Below are 26,186 nucleotides of genomic sequence, written 5' to 3' on the forward strand. Positions count from 1 at the left end.
TGGACCATGACCATGCGCATCACCATCCTTTTCGGCGGCTCCAACCGGGAGCGTCTGGTTTCGGTCGCGTCAGCCCAGGCCTTGCATCAGGCGCTGCCTGAGGCCGATCTGTGGTGGTGGGACGTCGAGGACAAGGTGCATGTGGTGCAGTCCAAGCAATTGCTCGAGCATGCCCGTCCGTTCGAGGACGAGTTCAAGCCGGGCACATCAGGCATTCCGCTGGAGCAGGCGCTCGACAAGGCCAAGACCGAAGGACGGGTGCTGGTGCTCGGCCTGCATGGCGGGCGTGCCGAGAACGGCGAATTGCAGGTGCTGTGCGAGGCGCGCGGCGTGCCCTTCACCGGCTCGGGCTCGGCTTCCTCGCATCTTGCCTTCGACAAGATCGCGGCCAAGCGATTTGCTGCGCTGGGCGGTGTGACGCCGCCGGCAAACGTTGCGCTCGACGACATCGACGAGGCTTTTGCCGAATACGGAAGACTGATCGCGAAGCCGGCGCGCGACGGCTCGAGCTACGGCCTGATCTTCGTCAACGCCAAACAGGATCTCGTTGCCGTCCGCAATGCAGCCAGGCACGAAGAGTATGTCATCGAGCCCTACATTGCCGGCGTCGAGGCGACCTGCGGCGTGCTGGAGCGCACCGATGGCTCGATCATCTCGCTGCCGCCGATCGAGATCATTCCGGGCGAAGGCAATTTCGACTACGCCGCAAAATATCTCCTGAAATCGACCCAGGAGATCTGCCCCGGCCGTTTCGCGCCCGAGATCACCGCCGCGCTCAAGGAGCAGGCGATGCTGGCGCATCGCGCGATGTCCTGCACCGGCTATTCCCGTTCGGACTTCATCGTCTCGGGCAAGGGCCTCGTCTATCTCGAAACCAACACGCTCCCCGGGTTGACCAAGTCCTCGCTCTACCCCAAGGCGCTGAAGGCCGAGGGCATCGAATTCGTCGACTTCCTGCGCGGCCTGGTCGAGCTCGCTCGCCAGCGCGTGCGGAAATAGTTAGGACTGGTTAACGGCTGGAGGGCCGGAATGGCCCGGTTTGGCGCCCAAAGCCGGTAAAATGCCGGACATCGCGGCACAAATGCCGGACATCGCGGGGCAAAATTCGCCGGTCGTTAACGAATTTTACCTTTTGTTTACCAGGACGTCCGAAGGTTAACGCTGGCGGCGCATATGGCGCTTTGGCTGCCGGCGCGTGAGCTGTCGCGGGTGATGTCACCTCCAGCGAGCGCTTTGAAGGGAGAGGTTTTCTTCTGCTGAAGACCAGCACCCGGCCCGGCAGGTCCGAGACGTCATGTTCGCCAGGATCCGCGCGATGTCGCGGGCAAACTGTTGACGAGCTCGTGCAATGGATGGAGCAGGAAGCCTCACCCGATCGCTTTTCAGATCGCTGAGGCCCCAAGCTGACCTGAAGGCGGCCGCTGTCGGAGCGGTCGTGCTTCTGCGCGAGTGGATGCAGGACAAGCACGCTGAGGCGCGCGCCGCCGCCAAGGACAAAGTCAAGGCCAGGGCCAGGGCCAAAGCCGTCGTCGAGCGCGAGCCGCCGCCGCGCGTGGTCGCACTTGTCGAGCGCTACCTGCCGCGCCGGGTCGGGATCAGCATGACCGTGCTGCTGCTGATCGGCAGCTGCGGCTTCGGCATCGTCAAGGGCGGCCATCTCCAGGACTTCATCACCGCGGTCAGCGACGCCCGCAACGCGCTGGCCAATTCCGCTGGGTTCCGTATCACCTCCGTCGTGATCAACGGCCGCAAGCAGCTCACCCAGGACGAGATCCTGGCGATCGGTGGCGTCAGCGGCCGCTCCTCGCTGCTGTTCCTCGATGCCGATGCGGTGCGCGACAAGCTCAAGGCCAATCCCTGGATCGCGGATGCGACCGTGCTGAAGCTCTATCCGGGCCAGCTCATGATCGAGCTCACCGAGCGCAAGGCGTTCGCGCTGTGGCAGGAGGCCGGCCGGCTTTCGGTCATCGCCGATGACGGCGCCGTGCTCGAGCCCTACGTCTCGCGTCGCTTCCTGTCGTTGCCGCTCGTCGTCGGCAAGGGCGCCGAGACCCAGGCCCGCGATTTCCTCGCGCTGCTGGCGCGCTATCCGCAGGTCAACTCGGTGACGAAGGCTGCGATCTTCGTCGGCGAGCGGCGCTGGAACCTGAGGCTCAAGGACGGCCTCGACATCCGCCTGCCCGAGCAGGACGTCGGCAACGCGCTTGCGATGCTGTCCAAGCTCGACAAGGAGGACAGGCTGTTCTCCCGCGACATCGTCGCCGTCGACATGCGCCTGCCCGATCGGCTGGTGGTGCAGCTGTCCGAGGACGCCGCCAAGGCGCGTGAGGATCAGTTCAAGGACAAGAAGAAAAAGAAGGCCGGGGATTCCGCATGACCGGTCTCGATCGCACCCAGACGCCGAAGACGCGCCCGATGCCGCACAAGCGCGGCGGCATCGTCGCCTGCCTCGACATCGGCACCAGCAAGATCGCCTGCATGATCGCACGGCTGAAGCCGTCGCCGCCGAGCGATGCGCTGCGCGGCCGCACCCATGCGGTGGAACTGATCGGTTACAGCCAGATCCAGTCGCGCGGCATGAAGGCCGGCGCGGTGATCGATCTCGGCGAGTGCGAACAGGCGGTGCGCCAGGCGGTCGGGCTCGCGGAGAAGATGGCCAAGGTGCGGGTCGAGTCGGTGCTGCTCTCGGTCTCCGGCGGCCGGCTCTCCGGCCAGCTGGTCGAGGCCGCCGCCGACATCCGCGGCGGCGCCGTGACGCCGGCCGATGTCAGCCGCGTTACCTCCACCGGCATGCGCCACGCCACCGGCGAAGGCCGCACCGTGCTGCATGCGCTGCCGGTCGGCTACACGCTGGATGGCGTCAAGGGCATCCGCGATCCCCGCGGCATGGTCGCGCACCAGTTCGGCGTCGACATGAACGTCGTCACCTGCGACGCCACCGTGGCGCGGAATCTGATGCTGGCGGTCGAACGCTGCCACATCAATGTCGAGGCCATGGCGGCGAGCCCCTATGTGGCCGGCCTATCGGTGCTGACCGACGACGAGGCCGATCTTGGCGCCGCCGTCGTCGAGATGGGCGCGGGCACCACGACGATTGCAGTCTATTCCGGTGGCCGCTTCGTGCATGCGGCCGGCTTTGCAGTCGGTGGGCAACACATCACGATGGATCTCGCGCGCGGACTCTCCGCGACCATTGCCGATGCCGAGCGAATCAAGACGTTATATGGGACCGTCATCACCGGCGGATCGGACTCGCGTGAGCTGATGTCTGTGCCGACAGCCGGTGACGAGCAGGATCTGCCGCAGATCGTCTCCCGCGCCACCATCGCCAATATCGTCAAGCACCGTGCCGAGGAAATCTTCGAAATGGTTCGGGACAAGCTGAAGGATTCGCCCTTCGCCTCGGAGCCCAACGGCCGCGTCGTGCTCTCGGGCGGCGCCTCGCAGCTGACTGGCCTCGTCGAGCTCGGCACCCAGATTCTCGGCCGGCCCGTGCGGGTCGGACGTCCGCTCGGTTTCGGCCGGCTGCCCAACGAGGCGAAGAACGCTGCGTTTGCGGTGCCGGCCGGGCTCCTCGTCTACCCGCAATATGTTCATCTCGAACATGTCGAACCGCGGCATACGCGGCAGCAGGTCAGGACAGGGACGGGCGGATATTTCGGAAAGGTCGGACGATGGCTACGCGAGGGCTTCTGATGACCGCTTTCCGCAATCTTCGATTTTCACCAACTCCCGCGGCCGCCGGCCGGGGCGAACCCACGCGCGCGTGATCGAGAGGCAGCAACCATGACCATCAGCATCAATGTTCCTGATATTCACGAACTGAAGCCCCGGATCACCGTGTTCGGCGTCGGCGGCGCCGGCGGCAACGCCGTCAACAACATGATCACGGCGGGCCTGCAGGGCGTCGACTTCGTGGTTGCCAACACCGACGCGCAGGCGCTGACGATGTCGAAGGCGCAGCGCATCGTGCAGATGGGCACGGCGGTCACCCAAGGCCTTGGCGCCGGCTCGCAGCCGAACGTGGGCGCTGCGGCTGCGGAAGAGGTGATCGACGAGCTGCGCGACCATCTCTCGGGCGCCAACATGGTGTTCGTCACCGCCGGCATGGGCGGCGGCACCGGCACCGGCGCTGCACCCGTCATCGCCAAGACCGCGCGCGACATGGGCATCCTCACCGTCGGCGTCGTGACCAAGCCGTTCCACTTCGAAGGCGGCCGCCGCATGCGTACCGCTGAAGCCGGCATCAACGAGCTTCACAAGGTCGTGGATACGCTCCTGATCATCCCGAACCAGAACCTGTTCCGGGTCGCCAACGAGAAGACCACCTTCGCTGACGCCTTCGCGATGGCCGATCAGGTGCTCTATTCGGGCGTTGCCTGCATCACCGACCTGATGGTCAAGGAAGGCCTGATCAATCTCGACTTCGCCGACGTCCGCGCCGTCATGCGCGAGATGGGCAAGGCGATGATGGGCACCGGCGAAGCCTCCGGCGACAAGCGTGCGCTGACCGCCGCTGAAGCGGCGATCGCCAACCCGCTGATCGACGATAGCTCGATGAAGGGTGCCAAGGGCCTCCTCATCTCCATCACCGGCGGCAAGGACCTCACGCTGTTCGAGGTCGACGAGGCCGCGACCCGCATCCGCGAGGAAGTCGACCAGGACGCCAACATCATCGTCGGCGCGACCTTCGACGAAGCGCTGGATGGCCTGATCCGCGTCTCGGTGGTCGCCACCGGCATCGAGCAGGCCGTGATCGCCCGCAACAGCCAGGGGACCTCCGCGCCCGTCGCGAACCCGGCGCCGCAGGTGCAGCAGGCTGCCGCACCGGCCGTTGCCGCCGAGAGCCGTCTCGCCGACCTGACCGCGCGCTTGCGCGCCGACAATCAGCGCCTGGCCGAACGCGCCCAGAAGCTGGAAGCGCAGACGCCGGCCGCCGCTCCCGCTGCTGCCGCGCCCCGTCCGAATGTCGAGCGTGCTGCGCTCGCCGCCATCGCCGCTGCCGTCGCTGACGTCCCGCAGCCGCCCGCGCCGACGCAGACCTATGGCGACGTCACCGTGCGACCGATCGCGCAGAAGCCGACCCTGTTCCCGGAGCCCGACATGGCCCCGGTCGCGATGCAGGAACCGATGACGCCCGAAAACTTCATTCCGCCGCAGGCCGAACGTCCGCCGGTCCGTGCGCCCCGGATGCCGCGCATTGAGGAACTGCCGATGCCGGCCCAGGCCGAGATTCGTCAGGCCCGCGGCGAGGTCGAGGAAGAGACCCCGCAGAAGACCCGTCTGTCGCTGCTTCAGCGCCTCGCCAATGTCGGCCTCGGCCGCCGGGACGAGGAAAGTGAGCCGCCGGTGGCGGCCCGCACCGCCGGTCCCGCCATGCCGCCGCTGCCCGAACGCCGGCCGCAGAAGAGCGTGGCGCAGCAGATCGCATCCAACGAACCGGTATCTGAGTATGCTCGCCGTCCCCCGCCGCAGGGCCTGGACATGCATGGTCGCCCCGCGCCTGTTGCGCCGGCGCCACAGGGCGACGATCATCTTGATATCCCGGCCTTCCTGCGGCGGCAGGCGACCTGAGGATTGTTACAATAAGGCAGATGGATGAAGGTCCCGGCAGCAAGCTTGCCGGGACCTTTCCTTTTGTCCCTTGCGTGCCCGGATGGCGTCGCCAAGCAGCTGATTTTAAACCATTAATTACGTATCTGGTGGTTCAGTAAGACCGCCGGTAGCGGCCCAAAACCTCGGCTCAATTTGGTTAAGCCTTGGCGCGAATACGGCGGGTTTGGGGTAACAATCGGTAAAAAAGCGTGAGTTGGCGCTGTTTGAGGCAGTGACTATGGTTTGCCGTGACTTGGGGATACGGATTCGCGGCGCGCCGGCACTGGCTGGCCAAGTGGGTCTCGTATAAGTCGCGTTGGTCGTAGTGGGGCGGTTCCTGATGAAATTTAACCGGCAAACGACGCTTCGTGCGCAAGCCTCCGTGGCAGGCGTGGGCGTTCATTCCGGTCTTCCCGTCACTCTCACGCTTGGGCCTGCGCCTGTCGACGCGGGTTTTATTTTTGTCCGCACAGGCCTCGAGGGAAGTGATCGCGAAGTTCAGGCCACCGCCGAGCAGGTGATCGCGACCGACTTCGCGACAGTCCTCGGCGACCGTAGCGGTCCGCTGGTATCCACCGCCGAGCACGTGCTTGCCGCACTGCGGGGCATGGGCGTCGACAACGCCACCATCGAGATCGATGGTCCCGAAGTGCCGATCATGGACGGCAGCGCCGCGGCCTTCATTGCGGCGATCGACCAGGCTGGCGTCGTGACCCAGCCGGCGCAGCGCCGCCTCATCCAGGTTTTGAAGCCGATCTCGGTCAAGATCGGCGACTCCTTCGGCGAGATCAGGCCCCACGCCAGCGGGTTCCGCGTCGAGGTCGAGATCGACTTCACCAATCCCGTCATCGGCCAGCAGAGCTACGCCTTCGACCTCAACCCTGAAGGTTTCCGCCGCGAAGTCGGCCGCGCCCGCACCTTCGGTCTGATGTGCGATGTCGCGCGGCTCTGGAGCGCAGGTTATGCCCTCGGCGCCTCCTTCGACAACACCGTCGTGTTCGACGACGAGCGGCTGCTCAATACCGAGGGCCTGCGCTACGCCGATGAATGCGCCCGCCACAAGGTGCTGGATGTGATCGGCGACCTCTCGCTGGCCGGCCTGCCGCTGCTTGGCGCCTACCGCTCGGTGCGGGGCGGCCACAAGCTCAACCACGCCGTCCTGACCGCGCTGCTCGCCGACCGCACCGCCTGGCGGGTGGTCGAGGGCGAAGCGGTCCGCCGCACCACGCGTCCCGTGGGCGAAGTCGGTCGCGGTATCGTCGGTGGCCGGATCGCCGCGGCCTACGGGCCGGACGTGTCCTGACGATCGGGACGCCGCAGGCATTGGCCGCGGCTTACCCCCGGAAACTCCTGGTAACCATGATCGGCTAGCATTGCGGCACGTTCGCCTTAATCCGGGCGAAATGCCTGCCTATCCGGTTGGTTAAAGATCGCTTTTCGGATACATCGGCGTGGTCGCATGGCAGGCACCACGGTTACATTTCGCGCCCATGACGGGGTTCGTGGGCTGGCGGACACCGCATCACAGGGCGTCAGGGCTTAAACTCATGTCGGCACAGCGTATGACGCGCGGATATTTCTCGGTCTCGTCGCGAGCCCGTGGGCTGCTTCAGGCCGTCACCTTCATCATGCTCGCGCTGCCGCTCGCCGGCTGCGGCACCGGCTCGCTCTGGGACAAGTTCACCGCCAAGGACGACACCTTCGTCGAGGAGCCCGCCGACAAGATCTACAATGAGGGCCTGTACCTCATGAACGAGAAGAAGGACATGAAGGCGGCGACCAAGAAGTTCGAAGAGGTCGACCGCCAGCATCCTTATTCCGACTGGGCCCGCAAATCGCTGCTGATGTCGGCCTATGCGTCCTATCAGGGCGGCGACTATGACGGCTGCATCGGCGCCGCCACCCGCTACGTGACGCTGCATCCCGGCAGCCCTGACGCGGCCTATGCGCAATACCTGATCGCCGCCTCTCATTACGACCAGATCCCGGACATCAGCCGCGACCAGGCCCGCACCGAGAAGGCCATTGCCGCTCTGGAAGAGGTGGTGCGCAAATATCCGAACTCGGAGTATGCGACCTCCGCCAAGGCCAAGATCGAGGGTGCGCGCGACCAACTCGCCGGCAAGGAGATGAATGTCGGCCGCTACTATGCTCAGAAGCGCGACTACACGGCGGCGATCAATCGCTACAAGACCGTCGTCACGCAGTACCAGACCACCCGCCATGTCGAGGAGGCGCTGTTCCGGCTCACCGAGGCCTATATGGCGATCGGCATCGTCGGAGAAGCGCAGACCGCGGCGGCCGTGCTTGGACACAATTTTCCTGACAGCCGCTGGTACAAGGACGCCTATAATCTTGTAAAATCCGGCGGTCTCGAACCGAGCGAGAATCAGGGGTCCTGGATCAGCCGGACCTTCAAGAAGATGGGTCTCGGCTAGGAAATCTGGTTCCATGCTGGCGCGTCTGTCGATCCGCGACATCGTCCTGATCGAACGGCTCGATATCGAATTCGCCACCGGCCTTGCGGTTTTGACCGGCGAGACCGGTGCGGGCAAATCCATCCTGCTCGATGCCTTTGCGCTGGCGCTCGGTGGCCGCGGCGATGCCGGCCTCGTGCGCCACGGCGCGGAGCAGGGGCAGGTCACCGCCGTGTTCGATGTCCCGAAGAACCACCCTGCGACGAAGATCCTGGCCGAGAACGGTCTGGACGACACGAGTATTGAAGAGTCGTGCGAGATGATTCTCCGCCGCGTGCAACTCGCCGACGGCCGCACCCGCGCCTTCATCAACGACCAGTCGATCAGCGTGCAGACGCTGAAGGCGGTCGGTGCCGCCCTGGTCGAGATCCACGGCCAGCACGACGAGCGGGCGCTGGTCGATGCCGCCACCCACCGTCGCCTGCTCGACGCTTTTGCCGGCCTGGAGAAGGACGTTGCGGCGGTCGAATCGCTCTGGGAGGCGCGCCGCACCGCCAATACCGCACTGGAGGAGCATCGCGCAGCCATGGAGAGCGCCGCGCGCGAGGCCGACTATCTGCGCCATGCCTCCGACGAGCTGAAGCAGCTCGCGCCCAAGGACGGCGAGGAGACCGCGCTGGCCTCGCGCCGCACCACCATGATGCAGGGCGAGAAGATCGCCTCCGACCTGCGCGAGGCGCAGGAAGCGGTCGGCGGCAATCATTCGCCAGTCGCCGCGCTTTCGGCCGCCGTGCGCCGGCTGGAGCGCCGCGGCGTCAACTCGCCGGCGCTGGTCGAGCCTGCCGTGAAGGCGATCGATGTCGCGATCAACGCGCTGGAGGAAGCCGATCAGCATCTCCAGGCCGCGCTGGCCGCAACCGATTTCGATCCTGCCGAACTCGAGCGCATCGAGGAACGGCTGTTCGCACTTCGCGCCGCCTCGCGCAAATATTCGACGCCGGTCGACGGCCTCGCCGCGCTTGCCGCCAAATATGCCGCCGACGTCGTGCTGATCGACGCCGGCGCCTCGCGGCTGAAGAAGCTGGAGCAGGCCGCGATCGAGGCAGATGGCCGCTATGCCGCCGCGGCCAAGAAGCTGTCGATGGCGCGGCAGAAATCGGCCGAGAAGCTCAACAAGGCCGTCAATGCCGAGCTCGCGCCGCTCAAGCTCGAACGCGCAAAATTCATGACCCAGGTCGAGACCGACGAGGCCGCGCCGGGGCCGCAAGGCTTCGATCGCGTCGAGTTCTGGGTCCAGACCAATCCGGGCACCAAGCCGGGCCCGCTGATGAAGGTCGCTTCCGGCGGCGAGCTGTCGCGCTTTCTGCTGGCGCTGAAGGTCGTGCTGTCCGACCGCGGCTCGGCGCCGACCCTCGTCTTCGACGAGATCGACACCGGCGTCGGCGGCGCGGTTGCGGACGCCATCGGCGGGCGCCTGGCGCGGCTTGCCGGGAAGGTCCAGGTCATGGCCGTGACCCACGCCCCGCAGGTCGCCGCCCGCGCCGACCAGCATCTGCTCATCTCCAAGGACGCCCTCGACAAGGGCAAGCGCGTTGCGACCCGCGTCAATGCGCTCGCCGACGACCACCGCCGCGAGGAAATCGCTCGCATGCTGGCCGGCGCCGAGATCACGGCGGAGGCGAGGGCGGCGGCGGAACGGCTGCTCAAGGCCGCGACGGCTTAGGTCTCGTGTCCCGGCCGAAGAGCCGGGACCCAGAATGCCGCGCATGGGCCCCCGCTCTGCAGCGCAGCGCCGGAGAGGCGCTGCGCTGCGTCCGGGGCACGCAAACCTAACCACCTTTACCCTCCCGCCCGCTCCGTCGTATCCAAGCACCATGGCAAGAGCAGCAAAATCGAAACCGCTTCGCGACGTCGCCGACCTCACCAAGGCGCAGGCCAAGGTCGAGCACATGCGGCTCGCGCTCGAGATCGAGGGGCACAACGAGCGCTACTATCAGGAGGACGCGCCGACCGTCACCGACGCGGAGTACGACGCGCTGCGCCAGCGCTTCAACGCGATCGAGAAGCGCTTTCCAGAATTCGTCACCGCGGAATCGCCCTCGCAGAAGGTCGGCGCGGCGCCGTCCGGCCGCTTCAGGAAGGTCCGGCATGCCGTTCCGATGCTGTCGCTCGACAACGCCTTTGCGGAAGAGGACGTGCGCGACTTCGTCGGCCGCATCGTGCGCTTCCTGAAGCTCGACGACGACAAGGTCAATTTCTCCGCCGAGCCGAAGATCGACGGTCTCTCGATGTCGCTGCGCTACGAGGGGGGCGAGCTCGTCACCGCCGCAACGCGCGGCGACGGCGCGGTCGGTGAGGACGTCACTGCCAACATCCGCACGCTCGAAGACGTGCCGCAGAAGCTGAAGGGCCGCAACGTCCCCGACATCTGCGAGGTCCGCGGCGAGGTCTACATGACCAAGAAGGCGTTCCTGGCGCTCAACGAGCGGCAGAAGGCGGAAGGCGGCACCATTTTCGCCAATCCGCGCAATTCCGCCGCCGGCTCGCTCCGGCAGAAGGATCCGACCATCACCGCCTCGCGTCCGCTCGGCTTCTTCGCCTATGCGTGGGGCGAGATGAGCGCGATGACGGAAGAGACCCAGAGCGGCATGATCCACTGGTTCGAGCGCTGCGGCTTCAAGACCAATCCGCTGACCAGGCTGTGTCACTCCGTCGAGGAACTGCTCGCCTTTCATCATGCGATCGAGGAGCAGCGCGCGCGGCTCGACTACGACATCGATGGCGTCGTCTACAAGGTCGACCGCATCGACTGGCAGGAGCGGCTCGGCTTCGTCTCGCGCACGCCGCGCTGGGGTATCGCGCACAAATTTCCGGCCGAACGCGCCATGACTGTGCTGCGCGATATCGAGATCCAGGTTGGCCGCACCGGCTCGTTCACGCCGGTCGGCAAGCTCGAGCCGGTCGGCGTCGGCGGTGTGATCGTGCAGAACGTCACGCTGCACAACGAGGACTACATCAAGGGCATCGGCAACAAGGGCGAGGTGCTTCGCGAGGGGCGCGACATCAGGATCGGCGACGCCGTCGTGATCCAGCGCGCCGGCGACGTCATCCCGCAAGTGGTCGACGTCGTCCTCGACAAGCGGCCGAAGACCGCCAAGGAATTCCACTTCCCGAAGAAGTGCCCGTGTCCGCTGCACACCGACGTCGTGCGCGAGGAGACGGCGACGGGCGAGGAGGGCTCGCGGGCCCGCTGCACCGGCGAGTTCGCCTGTCCCTATCAGAAGATCGAGCACCTCAAGCTGTTCGTCTCGCGGCGTGCCTTCGACATCGACGGCCTTGGCGAGAAGCAGCTCCAGTATTTCTTCGACGAGGGCTGGGTGAAGGAGCCCGCCGACATCTTCACACTGGAGAAGCGCAACGCGAAGCTCAAGCTCGAGGAGATCGAGGGCTATGGCACGACCTCGGTCCGCAACCTGTTCGGTGCCATCGAGAGCCGGCGCAAAATCGCGCTGGAGCGCTTCATTTATGCGCTCGGCATGCGCCATGTCGGCGAGACCACGGCGTTGGCCCTGGCACGCGGCTACGGCTCGTGGGACGCCTTCCACGACGCCTGCCTCAAGGTCGCCAGGGCTGATGAGGAGGCGATGACGGAAATGGACGCGCTCGACCAGATCGGCGACACCGTGATCAAGAGCATCGCCGATTATTTCGGCGAGAGCCACAATCGCGGCATCGTCGAGCGGCTGACCAAGGAGGTCGAGATCGTCGACGCCGAGAAACCGAAGGGCAATTCGGCCGTCGCCGGCAAGACCGTGGTGTTCACGGGCTCGCTGGAGAAGATGACGCGGGACGAGGCCAAGGCCACCGCCGAGCGGCTGGGGGCCAAGGTGTCGGGCTCGGTGTCGAAGAAGACCGACCTCGTCGTCGCCGGCCCCGGCGCGGGCTCGAAGCTCGCGGAAGCCAACAAGCACGGTGTCAAGGTGCTGACCGAGGACGAGTGGCTGAAGCTGATCGGAGAGTGAGGGTTTCTTCCGTCATTGCGAGGAGCGCAGCGACGAAGCAATCCAGAATCTTTCCGTGGGTAGCAGTCTGGATTGCTTCGCTCCGCTCGCAATGACGGGGATAGAGCACCACGCCCCCTCACATCATCCCGCTCTCTTCCTCTTCCGCCTGCTCGATCAGCGTCTCGCTCACCACCACCTCGCGCCGCGGCACGACGAAGATCATCACGCAGGCGCAGAGCAGGGAGATCGCCAGGACCGCGGAGGTGAGCGGCAGCGTGGTTGCGGAATGGCCGCCGAGATAGGCGCCGAACTGTGACATCAGCGCGCCGATGCCTTGCTGGAGGAAACCCATCGCGCCTGATGCGGTGCCGGCGGCTTCGGGGCGGATGCTGATCGCGCCGGCGGCGGAATTCGCCATCACGAAGGCATTGCCGGCCATCACGATCATCTGCGTGCCGAACAGCCAGGCCGGGGCTTCGTTCCAGCCGGTGAAGCTCCACAGCAGGTTCGCGAGGCTGCCGACGAGCTGGAGCGCGAGTCCGAACCAGATCAGCTTCTCCAGCGAATGCCGCGGCGCAAAGCGCACGCAGAGCAAATTGCCGACGAGAAATGCAAAGCCGGTGGTTGCGAACCAGGCGCCGTACTCCGCGCTGGTCCGACCCATCTGCGTCACGACGATGTAAGGGCCCCCACCGGCGAAAGTGAAGATGATCTGCGAGGCCAGCACCTGACACATCACATAGCCGATGAAGGCGCGGCTCTTGACCAGGGTGCCGACGTCGCTGCGAAAGCCGCCGCTGCCGACGGCGCGGTCGCGGCGCGTCTCGGGCAGAGCCAGCGCAATGCCGACGGCAACCGCGAGCGTGCCGATCGTGACGGCGTAGAAGATCGCCCGCCAGCCGAACGCGGTCTCGATCAAGCCGCCGGTGAGCGGCGAGACCATCTGGCCGACCATCAGGGCGGCGACCACAAGGCTGATCATCGAGGCGACGCGGTCACGCTCGTAGATGTCGCGGATGATGGCCCGGCTGATCACCATGCCGGAGGCGCCGCCGAGCGCCTGGAAGAAGCGCGCGGCAATCAATTGCGGCAGGGTCTCGGCGAAGATGCAGCCGACGCTCGCCACGACCATCAGCGCGAGGCCGCCAAGCAGCACCGGGCGGCGGCCGAATTTGTCCGACAGCGGACCCATGATGAGCTGAGACAGCGCGATGCCCACCATGTAGAGCGACACCGTCATCTGTGCGATCGAGATGTCGCGCCCGAACGTCGTCGCCAGCACCGGCAGCGCGGGAACCAGGATATAGAGCGAGATCGGCGCGATCCCGGTCATCACGACCAGCAACAGCAGCACCCCGCGCGATGTCGCAAGGTTGGTTGCCGCCCTCGGCGGCTTGCTGATCATGCCGTGCATAAGTGTCCGTCTTTCGAGTTCGAATCGACTGTAGCGCGCTAGCGCAAGACGGATATCGGCGTTTCGGAATGCGGCTATACGGATTCCGGGATGGTTGTGATGAGGGCAAGATGGCGACCGATTGGGCGCGTTACCCGTGCCAAAAAGGCGGTGTCATCGCCCGCGAAGGCGGGCGATCCAGTACGCCGCGGCCTCTCCGTGTACGATTTCCGTCTCTGGGGGAGATGCCCCGCCTTCGCGGCGCACGACAGCGGGTGCTGGGAAAGAGCGTTGCGCAAATCGCGTAGCGTCATGCATCGCGCCCTCGGGCGCGTGCTACGCCTTCAGCTCCGCGGTCGCCTGATCGAGCCAGGCCTTGGTCGCCTCGTCCAGCGCCGGACGCACCTCGGATCGAACGCGGGCGTGATAGGCATTGAGCCAGTCGAGCTCGTCGCGGTTCAGCATTGCCACATCGATCAGCCGGCGGTCGATCGGCGCCAGCGTCAGCGTCTCGAACGCATTCATCGGCTTCTCGGCGTCCTTGATATCGGCGGCGACGACCAGCTCGAGGTTCTCGATGCGGATGCCGAAACCTTCGGTCTTGTAGTAGCCGGGCTCGTTGGAGAGGATCATGCCGCGCTTCAGCGGCGTGATGCCGAGCTTCGAAATTCGCGCCGGTCCTTCGTGGACCGAGAGATAGCTGCCGACGCCGTGGCCGGTGCCGTGCTCGAAATCGACGCCGGCGGCCCAGAGATATTGCCGCGCCAGCGTGTCGAGCTGCGCGCCCGTGGTGCCGTCGGGGAAGACCGCGCGCGCGATCGCGATATGGCCGCGCAGCACGCGGGTGAAGCGGTCGCGCATCTCGTCCGAGGGCTCGCCGACGGCCATGGTCCGCGTGACGTCGGTGGTGCCGTCTTCATATTGCGCGCCGGAATCGATCAGCAAGAGGTCGCCGGGCGCGATCCGCCGGTTGCTCTTGCGGGTAACGCGGTAATGCACGATGGCGCCGTTCGGGCCGGTGCCGGAGATGGTCGGAAACGACACATCCTTGAGCGCGCCGGTATCGCGGCGGAACGTTTCCAGCGCCTCCACCGCGTCGATCTCGGTGAGCTTGCCGCTTGCCGCCTCGCGATCGATCCATGCGAGGAAGCGCGCCAGCGCCACGGCGTCGCGCACATGGGCCGTCTTGGTGCCCTTGATCTCGGTCGCGTTCTTGACCGCCTTGAGCAGCGCAATCGGATCGCTGCCGCGCACCGGCTTGCCGCCGGCGCCGGCGATCAGCCGGCTGAGTGCGTCGGCCGCGGTGGCGTTGTCGAGCGCGATCGATCCACCGCTCTTGGCCAGCGCCATCAGTGTCGGCGCCATGGCGTCCGGTTCGCGCACGTCGGCAGACTGCTCGAGATGGTCGCGCGTCAGGTTGGAGAGCTTGCGATGGTCGATGAAGATGGTGGGACGGCCGTCCTTCGGCACCAGCGCGTAGGACAGCGGCAGCGGCGTGTGCGCGACATCGGCGCCGCGGATGTTGAAGGTCCAGGCCACGGCATGGCTGTCGGATAAAACCAGCGCATCGGCACCGAGCTTGGCGATCTCGGCTCTGATCTGCGTCAGTTTCTCGGCTTCGGTGACGCCGGCATGCTGGAGGCTGTGCACGACGACGGGGGCGAGCGGCGGCTGCGGTCGGTCCTGCCAGATCGCGTCGATCGGATTGCTGTCGACGGCAACGAGATCGGCGCCGGCCTTGGCGCAGGCTGCGGACAGGCGCTCGGCTGCCGCAAAAGTGTGCAGCCATGGATCGAATCCGAGGCGATCACCGGCCTTCAGATGGGCCGCCACCCAGCTCTCCGGAGGCGGGTCGATCAGCGATTCCACGGCCCAGGCCTTTGCGTCGACCTGCTTGGCGGCCTGAAGCGTGTAGCGGCCGTCGACGAACACCGCAGCCTCGTGGGTCAGAACCACCGCCAATCCCGCCGAACCCGTAAAGCCGGTCAGCCAGGCCAGCCGCTCTTCCGATGGCGGCACATATTCGTTCTGCTGCTGATCGGCGCGTGGAATTACGAAGCCGGTCAGCCTGCGACGGGCGAGTTCTTCGCGAAGTGCGGCCAGCCGTGCCGCCAATGCGACGCCGGCCTCCGGCTCCTCGAATGTCTGGAAGTGTGCTTCGAACATGGTGGATCACTTTAGGATCATGGGCATCAGTCCGCAATCTAGACGCATTTGTGTCGCATCTGGCATGGACTGTGCTTGAAATAATTCCATTCGAATTGAGTGGAGTAAGGATCGGGCGGTTGCGCTTCGTCCGGACAACAGGGAAATTCGAGCAGGTGGTTCATCTCAACGGCGAGGGGACACACGATGCCAGCATTCACGTTTGAGAAGATTTCGCCGCCGGTGCGCCGTGCCCCGACTGCGGCGGCACCGAAGAAGCCGCGCGGCCTCATCAGCCAGATGATCGACCGTTTCGCCGAGCGCCGTGCGAGGCGCACCTTGCAGGACCAGCGCGCGATGCGCCGCGACGAGAAGCCGGCGGAGGAGTAGGGCGGCGTCGAGATCGCAGGGACCGCCTATTCCTCTTGACCAAGGGTAGGAGGTCCTACCAAGCCTTCCGCAGCAACAGACTGCTCCACCCCTCGATCCGCAGATGCTTCAACGGCACGAGGCCGCGGGCGCGGTAGGCGGCGACCACGGCGGGGGCCTGGTGCGTCAACAGGCCGGAAAGGATGACGCGAGCGCCAGGCGCAAGGTGCCGCGCCATCGGGCTCGCCAATTGCCGCAGCGGATTGGCAAGGATGTTGGCGAGCACGAGGTCGAACGGGCCGCAACCTGCAAAATCCGGCGCGGCAAAGCCGGTGGCGCGGATCACCCGCACATGGTTGCCAATTTCATTCAGCGAGGCGTTCTCGGCCGCCACCCGCACCGAGGGCGGATCGATGTCGGAGGCGAGCACGGCGCGATGCAGCGCCTTCGCCGCTGCGATCGCCAGCACGCCGGTCCCCGTGCCGAGGTCGAGCACGTTCTGCGGTCGGGAACTCTTCAGGACATGGTCAAGTAGCAGTAAACAGCCACGCGTCGTGCCGTGGTGACCGGTGCCGAAGGCGAGCGCCGCCTCGATCTCGATGGCGAGCTTGTTTGGCGCCACACGGTCACGGTCATGGCTGCCGTGCACGACGAAGCGCCCGGCCGGGACCGGCACGAGATCTTCCAGGCTGGCCTTGACCCAGTCCCTGGCCTCGACGGTGTCGAAGGCAAGCGTCGCCGCAATCTCATTTCCTGCTGAAGTTGCAACGAGTTCGCGCAGCCATGCCTGATCCGGCGCCTCGGCGAAATGGAGCGTGACGTCCCATCGTCCGTCAGGCCGCTCGAAGGCGGCGACCGCTGCATCGCCGTCGAAAAACACCTCGGTGAGCACGTCGACGACGCGCCTGGCGTCGGTCTCGCTGCCGATTGAAAAGCTGGCGCGATGGGTGGGCGAAGGCTGCATTCAGGGTTCCGTTGGGTTCAATTTTTGGAACTTTTGGCACCAATTTCCCGACAAGTTGCGGTTCCCGGGTTAACTGGGACGAAGGTTCCGCCCTATACATTCTCGGATGTTGGATCCAGCTAGCACAGCTTGGAGTTGAAACGGAGGCGAGTCTTGAAGCGCATGATTCAGAAGTTCTGGTCGGACGAGTCCGGTGCAACCGCGATCGAGTACGGTCTGATTGCCGCGGGTATCGCCCTGGCGATCATCACCGTGGTGAACGGCCTGGGCACCGCCATGAATGAGAAGTTCACTTCGATTAGCACCTCCTTGAAGTAATTTCCGCCTGCATTTCCCAGCGGGGGGCTGTTTTTCTTCAGAGGCTGTTCCTGATCACCGCCCGCCAGGGATTTCCCTGGCGGGCGAGGTCGTTTTTGCGGCGTCTGTTCTGCGGATCTTCAACAGGTTATCCGCGGCTTGCCCGGGTCCCTATCCACCGCTTTTCCCGCAATTATCTCCGCGATTTTCCACCGGCCTTCCCCAGCTTCGGCGCGGCGGTCTGGCCCAGGCATCCTCCGACCGACCAAAGACCTTTCGACAGGCTGTCCACAAGCAATCCACAGACCTATCCACGGCTTCCGAACAGCGAGCGGTGATCCCGCAGGATCACCTGCGCCGCGTTGTGGCCGGGGGCACCGGTGACGCCGCCGCCGGGATGGGCGCCGGAGCCGCAATGGTAGAGCCCCTTCAGCGGCCCGCGATAGTCGGCATGGCCCAGCATCGGCCGCGCCGAGAACAGCTGGTTCAGTGTCAGCGCGCCGTGGAAGATGTCGCCTCCCAACAATCCGAACTGCCGTTCGAGATCGAGCGGGGACAGGATCTGACGGCCGAGCACGCTCGCCGCGAAGCCGGGGGCGTATTTGTCCACCGTCGCGATCATGAGATCGGCGACCTCCTCGCGATGGTCGTCCCACGACTTTCCATCGGGAAGCTCTGGTGCGACATGCTGGCAGAACAGGCTCGCGACATGTTTGCCCGCGGGCGCCAGCGTGTCGTCGAGCGTCGAGGGGATCAGCATCTCGACGACGGGCGAACGACTCCAGCCCTGCGCCCGCGCATCGAGCCAGGCGCGGTCCATGTAGTCGAGGCTCGGCGCCAGGATGATGCCGGAAGAGAGATGATCGCCCTCGCCCGGCAGCGCCGTGAAGGAGGGCAGGCGGTCCAGCGCCACGTTCATGCGGAAGGTGCCGGAGCCGTTCTTCCAGCGCCGGATGCGGGCGAGGAAGTCCGCAGGGAGAGCGTCGGCCGCGATCAGCCGCGTGTAGAGCAGCTTCGGATTGACATTGGCTGCGACATATCTTGCTCGGATGGCTGCGCCGCTCTCCAGCACGACACCGACGGCGCGGTCGCGCTCGACGATGATCTCGCGGACGCCGGCATCGGTTTCGATCACAACGCCGCGGTCGCGTGCCGCGCGCGCCATCGCCTGCGTGATCGCGCCCATGCCGCCGATGGCGTGGCCCCAGACGCCTTTCTTGCCGTTTACCTCGCCGAAGGCGTGATGCAGCATCACATAGGCCGAGCCGGCAGCGTAGGGGCTGGCATAGTTGCCGACGATGGCGTCGAAACCGAACAGCGCCTTGACCAGATCATGTTCGAAACGTTCATCCAGCATCTCGCCGGCCGAACGCGTGAAGAGATCGAGCAGGCTGCGGCTCTGCTCCAGCGTGAGACCGCGCAGGATGTTGGCGCTCTGGAACGCATTCACTGCCTCGCGGACGGCGTTCGTGCCAAATCCGTCGAGCAGGTTCGGCGGCGCGCGCAGCACGAACTGCCTGAGCACGTCGGCGATGTCTTCCAGCTCGCGTGAGAAGCCGTCGAGGGCCTCCGCATCATGCGCGCTGAGCCGCGCGACTGACGCCTTGGTCCGCCCCTCGCCGGTGAGGAGATAGCTGCCGTCGGGCGCGGGCAGAAAATTCTGCGCACGCCGCTCGACGATGCGCAGGCCCTGCTCGACGAGCTTGAGGTCGCGGATCACCTGCGGATTGAGCAGGCTCACGGTATAGGCCGCGACCGAATTGCGGAATCCCGGGTGAAATTCCTCGGTGACCGCGGCGCCGCCGACCACCTTGCGGCGCTCGACCACGCGCACCCGCAGGCCCGCCATCGCGAGATAGGCCGCACAAGTGAGGCCGTTATGGCCAGCGCCGATGATGATGACGTCGGTTTCGGTCATGACGAGTTTCAGATTGTTCCACCGTCATTCCGGGATGGTCCGAAGGACCAGACCCGGAATCTCGAGATTCTCAGGTGCGCCCCGGCGCACCCCAGTTCGCCTCTTCGAGGCACCCAATGACATCTCTATATCAAGCATTGCTCGCCGCAACATCACGCCACCCTTTATTGCCCGTTCAGGCGCCCTGTGCTCCATTGCGCGCGCCCGGCGCCCGCCGGGCTTTGAGCCGGAGCCTCCATGGATTCGATCGTGCAACCCGCCGCCACGGAGCAGCCGTCGTCGTCGCGCAACCGGCTGCTGCTGGCGGTCTACACCGCTGCGATCTTCGTCAGCGCCCTGCTGCTGTTCTCGGTGCAGCCGCTGTTCACGAAGATGGTGCTGCCGCGGCTCGGCGGCTCGCCGGCGGTGTGGTCGGTGGCCATGGTGTTCTTTCAGTCGCTGCTGCTGGCCGGTTACGCCTACGCGCATCTGTTGATGCAGGCGAGGAACCGGATCGTGCCGGTCGCCGTGCATCTGGTGCTGCTGATCGCGGCCTTCGCCACGCTGCCGCTCGGCATCGCCTCGGCCTATGGCGAGCCGCCCGCTTCGGGCTATGCATTCTGGCTGCTCGGCCTGTTCGTGGTCTCGATCGGGCTGCCGTTCTTCGCGCTCGCCGCCAACAATCCGCTGCTGCAGGCCTGGTTCGTCCGCACCGGCCATCCCGCCGCCCACGATCCCTATTTCCTCTATGCCTCCTCCAACATCGGCAGCTTCCTCGCGCTGTTGTCCTATCCGTTCCTGCTCGAGCCGATGTTCACGCTGCACATGCAGAACCGGTTCTGGACCGGCGGCTACGGCCTCCTGATCCTCCTGATTGCCGCTTGCGGCGCGTTGCTGTTGCGCTCGCCGAAGCCGGCTGAGGTCGACGCACGAACCGAGGAGGTGAATGCGCCGGCGCCCGGTCTGGTGACGCGGCTGCGCTGGATTTTCCTGGCCGCGGTGCCGTCCGGCCTGCTCATCGCGGTGACCGCGCACATCTCGACCGACGTCGCGGCGGCGCCGCTGTTGTGGGTGCTGCCGCTGTCGCTGTACCTGCTGACCTGGGTCGTGGTGTTCCAGTCGCGGCCGCTCTTGCCGCACAAATGGATGCTGATGCTCCAGCCGGTCGCGATCGCGGGCGTCGTCGTGCTGCTGGCCTTCGGCGGTGAGCAGAATCTGCTGCTGACGCTCGGCGGACATCAATTGTGCTTCTTCGTCATCGCCATGGCCTGTCATGGCGAACTGGCGCGGACGCGGCCCGCCGCCAAACATCTCACCGGATTCTATGTCGCGCTGTCGTTCGGCGGCATGGTCGGCGGCCTGTTTGCCGGCCTCGTTGCTCCATTCACCTTCTCGTGGATCGCCGAATATCCGATCCTGATCGCGCTCGCCGCGCTGTGCCGCCCGTCCGCGAACGAGCGCCTCGCCGGCGTCGTCAAATGGTACTGGCTGGCGCTCGCCGCACTCGCGGTGGCGCTCGTCGCGCCGTCCTATGCCACAGGCGACCTCTCGACCTGGTTCGAGCACCACCGCGTCTGGGTTGCCGGAGCCGTCGGCGTGCTCGCCGCGCTGCTCGCGCTGATCCTCAATGCCGGCCGCTGGAAGATCTTCGCGACCGTCACGCTCGCGCTGGCGTTGATCCGCGCTTATCCCGCAGACGAGGGCCGCGTCACGACGGTGCGCAGCTTCTTCGGCGTACACAAGATCGTGGTGACGCCCGGCGGCTATTTCCATGTGCTGATGCACGGCACCACCATTCATGGCGCCGAGCGCTTCCGCAACGATGACGGCACGCCGGTCACCGGCCGGCCCGAGCCGATCACCTACTATCATAGGGACGGCGGTATCGGTCAGGCCGTCAGCGCGATCCGCGAGCGCAAGGGCGCGCCGCTCAAGGTTGCCGCGATCGGCGTCGGCTCCGGCACGCTCGCCTGTGCCGCCGAGCCAGGGGAGAGCTGGACCTTCTTCGAGATCGACCAGTCCATGGTCGATGCAGCGCGCGACCCCCGGAATTTTCGCTACATCTCGACCTGCATGCCGGACATGAAGCCCGTCATCGGCGATGCGCGCCTCACTTTCGCGAAGGAGCCCGACGGCGCCTATGATCTCATCATCGTCGATGCCTATTCGTCCGATGCGATCCCGATCCACCTCGCCACCGGAGAGGCGATGAAGATCTACAAGGACAAGCTCGCGCCGCACGGCGCCGTGGTGATGCACGTCTCCAACCGGCACCTGGATCTCGAGACCGTCGTGGTCGGTATTGCGGACGCCAACGATCTCAAGAGCTGGGTCTTCAACGAGGATTCGGGCCGCGATTCCGACTACATCTTCTCGACCGACGTCGTCATTTCCGCGCGCGAGGAGGCCGACGTCGGCAGGCTCGCGTCCTCCAGGCAATGGGAGCAGACCGAGGCCGATGACAGGGTGCGGGTCTGGACCGACGACTATTCGAATATCCTGGGCGCGCTGTATCGGCGTTTGCGGGACGGGGAGTAGGGGCGAGCCGGCGTCTCGTGCCCCGGACGCTGCGCAGCACGAAGTGATGCGCTGCAGAGCCGGGGCCCATGGCGGCCTGGGTCCCGGCTCTGCGACGCACCGCTACGCGCTGCGTCGCGTCCGGGACGCGAGACCTGGATTTAAGGCTCCACCGGGGTGCCCGCTGGCAGCGTAATTCCCTTCTCGCCCGTGACCTCTCGCAACAGGTCGGGTCTGTCGGAAATGATCCCGTCGACGCCGAGCTCGATCATCCGCGCCATGTCGTCGCGCTTGTTGACCGTCCAGACCACGACCTGCAGTCCAAGCGTATGGGCTTCGGTGATCAGGGCCGCGGTCACATCGCCGAAATGAGGCGACCAGATCACGCCGCCCGCAGCCTTGATCGTCCGCGGCAGCGAGCCGCCGTGATCGGCCGGATTGAAGCCGGCCGTCCAGCCGGTGGCCTTGTCCAGCGCCACCGTCTGGCCCGAGCTGCGCTGGAGCGTCAGGTACACCGTCGGTATTTTCGGCGCCAGCTGCTGGACGAGCTGCAAGGTCCGCCAGTCGAACGACTGGATCATGACCCTGTCGGAAAATTTTTCGGTCTCGATCAGCCCGAGCAGCTTAGTGACGAAGGCCTGCGGATCGAGCGTTTCGTCCGGATGGTTCGGGGCGATCTTGGTCTCGATGTTGAAGCGAACCCGCGTGTTGCCGGACTTGCGCACCAGCGCGAACAGCTCGCGCAAGGTGGGAATGCGTGTCCCCGGCACGGCACGCTGGTCGGGAAACTGTTTTGCGTAGGCACTGTCCGGCCTGATCTGGCCGACGTCGTAGGTCCTGACCTCGTCGAGCCGCAGTTTTGCGAAAGGCGTGCCGGGCGGAGTGATGTAGGTCCCATCGGGGCCGCGTGCGAGATCGGGATTGAGCCCGCGTTCATGCGACACGATCACTTCGCCATCGGCGGTGACACCGACATCGAGCTCCAGCGTGTCCACGCCCATCGACAGCGCGTTGGCGAAGGCGGGCAGGGTGTTTTCCGGCCGCAGCGCCCGCCCGCCGCGATGCGCCTCGAGATCGAAGGCCACATCAGATCCCATGGCCCGTCCCGCTATCAGAACGCAGAGCACAATCAGAATGGTCGTGGCACGTGGCTTCATGGTGCCTCGGCCGGCGAGGGGGGTTGATGGCGGCCGCGTCAGTTCTGATAGTAATAGCCGCGCGGCTGATAATACTGCCGGGGCTGCGGCTGGTAGTAGTAGCCCTGCTGGCCGTAGCCCTGATCGTAATAGGGCCGCGGCTGCTGCTGATAGACCTGGGCGTCGTAGAGCGGGCGGGTGGCCGAGCGCGGCGCCGGATAGCGCGCGCCGGTGTCGCTGCCATCGGCCGGATAGATGTAGTTGTCGTCCTGCGGCATGTAGCGGCGGGCGGTCTGCGCCGGCGGCGCCAGCTTCACGGGATCGCCAGTGGTCGCGTATTGCTCTTCAGCCGGCTGCTGTGCGCGGGCCACCGCATTGGCATTGCGGCCGCGCGGATTGCGGGCGAGCGCCACCTGCGCCGAGCCGGTCAGCGTCACCGTGGTGTTGAGCACGCCCTGCTGCTGCACCAGCGCATAGAGCGTCGTGGCGTTCTGGCGCGACAGCCGCACGCAGCCATGCGAGGCCGGCGTACCGAGCCGGCTGACTGAGTCGGTGCCGTGGATGGCGTGGCCGACCTTGGTGAAGAAGATCGCGTGCGGCATCGGCGCGTCGTCGAATTCCTTGGAGTAGTGATCCTCTTCCATGCGGAAGGCGCGGAATGCGCCGTTCGGCGTCTCGCGCGAGGGAATGCCCGTCGACACCGGCCAGTGATACCGCGCGACGCCGTCGACCGCGACGGTCATCTGCTGATTGTCCTTGTCGACGGTGATCTCGACCTTGGCCTGCGCAGTGCCCGCGCTCAAAAGCATCAGGGATGTGAAAGCGATGAAAAATGAACGCATCTGGAAACGCATTTGAATCCTGGCCTCCGGCCTGTTCACGCTAGCGCCGCGGCTCTCCGTCCCCGGTGTGCAATATGCCTGCAATCCGGCTTTCGTTCCAGCGAGCTGCCAGCGCATCGTTAACGCGATGCCTGATGTAAGCAAGGCCGCCTTGTGCCGCGAAGGCCGCGGCGGCGCTGACATTTTCGCGAGCAGAGCCGCGTTCACAACGTCGACAATTCGTCACAAAGGCGCAACCATTCCGCCGCTTCGCGCGTTGATCGTCGCCTACCCGAGAAGCGGCTTTCGCCGCCATTTACCCCTGTACTTCCCTTTCCTTTGGGACTGAAGATGAACAAAGCCCGTGCTACCGCCGCCGCCTTGCCGGCCAGCTTGCCTGTCCGCCTGCTGTTCGCAGCCGCCGCCATCCTTCTTGCGCTGCTCGCCTTGCCGCAAGCTGGCCACGCCCAAGGCATCGTGCGCGGCGCTCAGGAAGGCTCTCATGAAGGCAACCGGATCGCCGGTCCGGTGGGCGGCGCGGTCGGAGGCGTCGTGGGAGCCGGTGTCGGTGGCGCGGTCGGCGCGGTGGAAGGCGTGCTCGGCATTCCATACCGTCACTACCGCCACCGCTGCCGCGGATATTATGACGGGTATCACCGCTTCCATTGCTATCGGTGATTCCACCATAGTCATTCCGGGACGCCCCGAAGGGCGAGCCCGGAATCCATTGGGCGGCAGATTTGGTGAATGAATGGAATTCGGGGTTCGTGCTCCGCACGCCCCGGAATGACAGCAGGGCTCAATTCTTCAGCCGATATCCGGTCCTGAAAATCCACCAGATCACGACCAGGCAGATCACCAGGAACGCCGTCGTCATGCCGATGCTGACGGTGACGCTGACGTCTGCGATCTCGTAAAAGCTCCAGCGGAAGCCGGAGATCAGATAGACGACCGGGTTGAGCAGCGCGACGGTGCGCCAGGTCGGCGGCAGCATGTCGATGGAATAGAAGCTGCCGCCGAGGAAGGTCAGCGGCGTCACCACCAGCATCGGGATCATCTGAAGCTTTTCGAATCCGTCGGCCCAGATGCCGATGATGAAACCGAACAGGCTGAACGTCACCGCCGTCAGCACCAGGAAGGCGAGCATCCAGACAGGATGGTGGATGTGCAGCGGCACGAACAGGCCGGCTGTCGCGAGAATGATGAGGCCCAGGATGATCGACTTGGTCGCGGCGGCGCCGACATAGCCGAGCACGATCTCGAAATAGGAGATCGGCGCCGACAGGATCTCGTAGATCGTTCCGGTGAATTTCGGGAAGTAGATGCCGAACGAGGCGTTGGCGATGCTCTGCGTCAGCACCGAGAGCATGATCAGGCCCGGCACGATGAAGGTGCCGTAGCTGACTCCCTCGACCTGGCTGATGCGCGAGCCGATCGCGGCGCCGAACACCACGAAATAGAGCGAAGTCGAAACCACAGGCGAGACGATGCTTTGCAGCAGCGTGCGCCAGGTGCGCGCCATTTCGAACAGATAGATGGCGCGAATGGCGCGATGATTCATGACGTCCTCACGAGATCGACGAAGATGTCCTCGAGCGACGACTGCGTCGTGTCGAGGTCGTTGAAGCGGATGCCGGCGGTGCGCAGGTCGCCGAGCAGGCTGGTGATGCCGGTGCGCTCGCCCTTGGTGTCGTAGTCGTAGACCAGCGTCGCGCCGTTGTCGCAGAGTTCGAGTTCGTAATGGCGAAGGCTCTCCGGCAGCGAGGCGATCTTGCCCTGCAGATGCAGCGTCAGCCGCTTCTTGCCGAGCTTCTGCATCAAGGTGGTCTTGTCCTCGATCAGCACGATCTCGCCCTTGTTGATGACGCCGATGCGGTCGGCCATCTCCTCGGCTTCCTCGATATAGTGCGTGGTGAGGATGATGGTGACGCCGGATTGCTGAAGGCCTCGCACCACCTCCCACATGCCCTTGCGCAGCTCGACGTCGACCCCGGCGGTCGGCTCGTCCAGGAACAGGACCTGCGGCTCGTGCGACAGCGCCTTGGCGATCATCACGCGGCGCTTCATGCCGCCGGAGAGCGTGATGATCTTGTTGTCCTTCTTGTCCCACAGCGAGAGGTCCTTCAGCACCTTCTCGATATGATCAGGATTCTTCGGCTTGCCGAACAGGCCGCGTGAGAAGCTCACCGTCGCCCACACGCTCTCGAAGGCGTCGGTGTGCAATTCCTGCGGCACGAGGCCGATCAGCGAGCGCGCCTTGCGATAGGAGGTCTGAATGTCCTCGCCGCCCACCAAGACCTTGCCTTGGCTCGGGTTGGCGATGCCGCAGATGATCGAGATCAGCGTGGTCTTGCCGGCACCGTTGGGGCCGAGCAGCGCAAAAATCTCGCCGCGCTTGATGTCGAGATTGACGTTCTTGAGCGCCTTGAAGCCGGACCCATAGGTCTTCGACAGATTGGCGACGGAAATGATGGAAGACATGATGGCCGGCGGGCTGGGGAGGGAAAGGGGAACGCTGGATCCACCCGGAAGGGCGGGTCGGCGGAGCCCTGAAATAGGAACGCTGATGTTGCCCCGCAATTCCCCGGAGAAAAATGGTCTCAAAACAGGCCCTTCAGTGGCATGTTTCGG

Annotated in this window: 20 protein-coding genes; 12 read left to right on the top strand and 8 right to left on the bottom strand. The window is 65.4% G+C overall.

Annotated elements, in window-relative coordinates; translation table 11 throughout:
- Positions 1-12: 12 nt before the first annotated feature.
- The 8 genes from XH87_RS23280 (at position 13) to ligA (ending at position 12,034) form a co-directional block, all read left to right on the top strand.
- The gene (locus XH87_RS23280; protein ID WP_271589164.1) at positions 13-999 is read left to right on the top strand and encodes a D-alanine--D-alanine ligase family protein; all 987 of its coding nucleotides are present in this window, start codon (positions 13-15) and stop codon (positions 997-999) included.
- 349 nt (positions 1,000-1,348) lie between these two features.
- On the top strand, positions 1,349-2,377 hold the full coding sequence (locus XH87_RS23285) for a cell division protein FtsQ/DivIB (RefSeq protein ID WP_271589038.1): 1,029 nt from the start codon (positions 1,349-1,351) through the stop codon (positions 2,375-2,377).
- Positions 2,374-3,696: a cell division protein FtsA gene (gene ftsA, locus XH87_RS23290; protein ID WP_035700536.1), complete on the top strand. Its 1,323-nt coding sequence runs from the start codon at positions 2,374-2,376 to the stop codon at positions 3,694-3,696. Before XH87_RS23285 ends, ftsA begins: the two co-directional genes overlap by 4 nt.
- Positions 3,697-3,786: 90 nt before the next feature.
- The gene (gene ftsZ, locus XH87_RS23295) at positions 3,787-5,574 is read left to right on the top strand and encodes a cell division protein FtsZ (protein WP_271589039.1); all 1,788 of its coding nucleotides are present in this window, start codon (positions 3,787-3,789) and stop codon (positions 5,572-5,574) included.
- 361 nt (positions 5,575-5,935) lie between these two features.
- Complete coding sequence (lpxC, locus tag XH87_RS23300) at positions 5,936-6,898, top strand: UDP-3-O-acyl-N-acetylglucosamine deacetylase (protein ID WP_035700531.1); 963 nt, start codon at positions 5,936-5,938, stop codon at positions 6,896-6,898.
- A 244-nt stretch (positions 6,899-7,142) separates the two neighbouring features.
- Positions 7,143-8,033, top strand: coding sequence for an outer membrane protein assembly factor BamD (locus XH87_RS23305; protein ID WP_035700529.1), 891 nt, complete (start codon positions 7,143-7,145; stop codon positions 8,031-8,033).
- A gap of 13 nt (positions 8,034-8,046) precedes the next feature.
- Entirely contained in the window at positions 8,047-9,735 is a 1,689-nt protein-coding gene (gene recN / locus XH87_RS23310; RefSeq protein WP_271589040.1) for a DNA repair protein RecN, read from the top strand.
- Positions 9,736-9,886: 151 nt separating this feature from the next.
- Entirely contained in the window at positions 9,887-12,034 is a 2,148-nt protein-coding gene (ligA, locus tag XH87_RS23315; protein WP_271589041.1) for an NAD-dependent DNA ligase LigA, read from the top strand.
- 118 nt (positions 12,035-12,152) lie between these two features.
- On the opposite strand, the gene XH87_RS23320 is transcribed toward ligA, so the two are convergent.
- Together XH87_RS23320 and XH87_RS23325 are read right to left on the bottom strand one after the other, a co-directional pair.
- On the bottom strand, positions 12,153-13,430 hold the full coding sequence (locus tag XH87_RS23320) for a multidrug effflux MFS transporter (RefSeq protein ID WP_271589042.1): 1,278 nt from the start codon (positions 13,428-13,430) through the stop codon (positions 12,153-12,155).
- A gap of 315 nt (positions 13,431-13,745) precedes the next feature.
- Positions 13,746-15,575 carry an aminopeptidase P family protein gene (locus tag XH87_RS23325; RefSeq protein WP_271589043.1) on the bottom strand — a complete coding sequence of 610 codons (1,830 nt, stop codon included), beginning with the start codon at positions 15,573-15,575 and terminating at the stop codon, positions 13,746-13,748.
- Positions 15,576-15,761: 186 nt separating this feature from the next.
- Between XH87_RS23325 and XH87_RS23330 the strand changes: the two genes are divergently transcribed.
- Positions 15,762-15,944, top strand: coding sequence for a hypothetical protein (locus XH87_RS23330; RefSeq protein ID WP_271589044.1), 183 nt, complete (start codon positions 15,762-15,764; stop codon positions 15,942-15,944).
- A gap of 55 nt (positions 15,945-15,999) precedes the next feature.
- On the opposite strand, the gene XH87_RS23335 is transcribed toward XH87_RS23330, so the two are convergent.
- Positions 16,000-16,887 (bottom strand): 50S ribosomal protein L11 methyltransferase, encoded by an 888-nt coding sequence (locus XH87_RS23335; RefSeq protein WP_271589045.1) that lies wholly within the window; start codon positions 16,885-16,887, stop codon positions 16,000-16,002.
- A 162-nt stretch (positions 16,888-17,049) separates the two neighbouring features.
- Here XH87_RS23335 and XH87_RS23340 point away from each other — a divergent pair, with 162 nt between their 5' ends.
- Positions 17,050-17,205, top strand: a complete 156-nt coding sequence (locus XH87_RS23340) for a Flp family type IVb pilin (protein WP_085973554.1) — start codon at positions 17,050-17,052, stop codon at positions 17,203-17,205.
- A gap of 286 nt (positions 17,206-17,491) precedes the next feature.
- On the opposite strand, the gene XH87_RS23345 is transcribed toward XH87_RS23340, so the two are convergent.
- On the bottom strand, positions 17,492-19,102 hold the full coding sequence (locus tag XH87_RS23345; protein WP_271589046.1) for a phytoene desaturase family protein: 1,611 nt from the start codon (positions 19,100-19,102) through the stop codon (positions 17,492-17,494).
- A 237-nt stretch (positions 19,103-19,339) separates the two neighbouring features.
- Here XH87_RS23345 and XH87_RS23350 point away from each other — a divergent pair, with 237 nt between their 5' ends.
- A complete protein-coding gene (locus tag XH87_RS23350; protein WP_271589047.1) occupies positions 19,340-21,619 on the top strand; it encodes a fused MFS/spermidine synthase in 2,280 nt (759 codons plus the stop codon).
- Between the two features lie 140 nt (positions 21,620-21,759).
- Here XH87_RS23350 and XH87_RS23355 read toward each other — a convergent pair whose 3' ends face one another.
- Positions 21,760-22,695, bottom strand: a complete 936-nt coding sequence (locus XH87_RS23355; protein WP_271589048.1) for a glycerophosphodiester phosphodiesterase — start codon at positions 22,693-22,695, stop codon at positions 21,760-21,762.
- Positions 22,696-22,793: 98 nt separating this feature from the next.
- A complete protein-coding gene (locus XH87_RS23360) occupies positions 22,794-23,576 on the bottom strand; it encodes a L,D-transpeptidase (RefSeq protein ID WP_271589049.1) in 783 nt (260 codons plus the stop codon).
- A 330-nt stretch (positions 23,577-23,906) separates the two neighbouring features.
- Here XH87_RS23360 and XH87_RS23365 point away from each other — a divergent pair, with 330 nt between their 5' ends.
- Positions 23,907-24,233, top strand: coding sequence for a hypothetical protein (locus tag XH87_RS23365; protein ID WP_271589050.1), 327 nt, complete (start codon positions 23,907-23,909; stop codon positions 24,231-24,233).
- Between the two features lie 121 nt (positions 24,234-24,354).
- On the opposite strand, the gene XH87_RS23370 is transcribed toward XH87_RS23365, so the two are convergent.
- Positions 24,355-25,116, bottom strand: a complete 762-nt coding sequence (locus tag XH87_RS23370) for an ABC transporter permease (protein WP_035700489.1) — start codon at positions 25,114-25,116, stop codon at positions 24,355-24,357.
- Complete coding sequence (locus XH87_RS23375) at positions 25,113-26,036, bottom strand: ABC transporter ATP-binding protein (protein WP_158669440.1); 924 nt, start codon at positions 26,034-26,036, stop codon at positions 25,113-25,115. The genes XH87_RS23370 and XH87_RS23375 overlap by 4 nt, the downstream gene beginning before the upstream one ends.
- Positions 26,037-26,186 lie beyond the last annotated feature (150 nt).

The organism is Bradyrhizobium sp. CCBAU 53415, from assembly GCF_028128735.1.
Classification (GTDB): Bacteria; Pseudomonadota; Alphaproteobacteria; order Rhizobiales; family Xanthobacteraceae; genus Bradyrhizobium.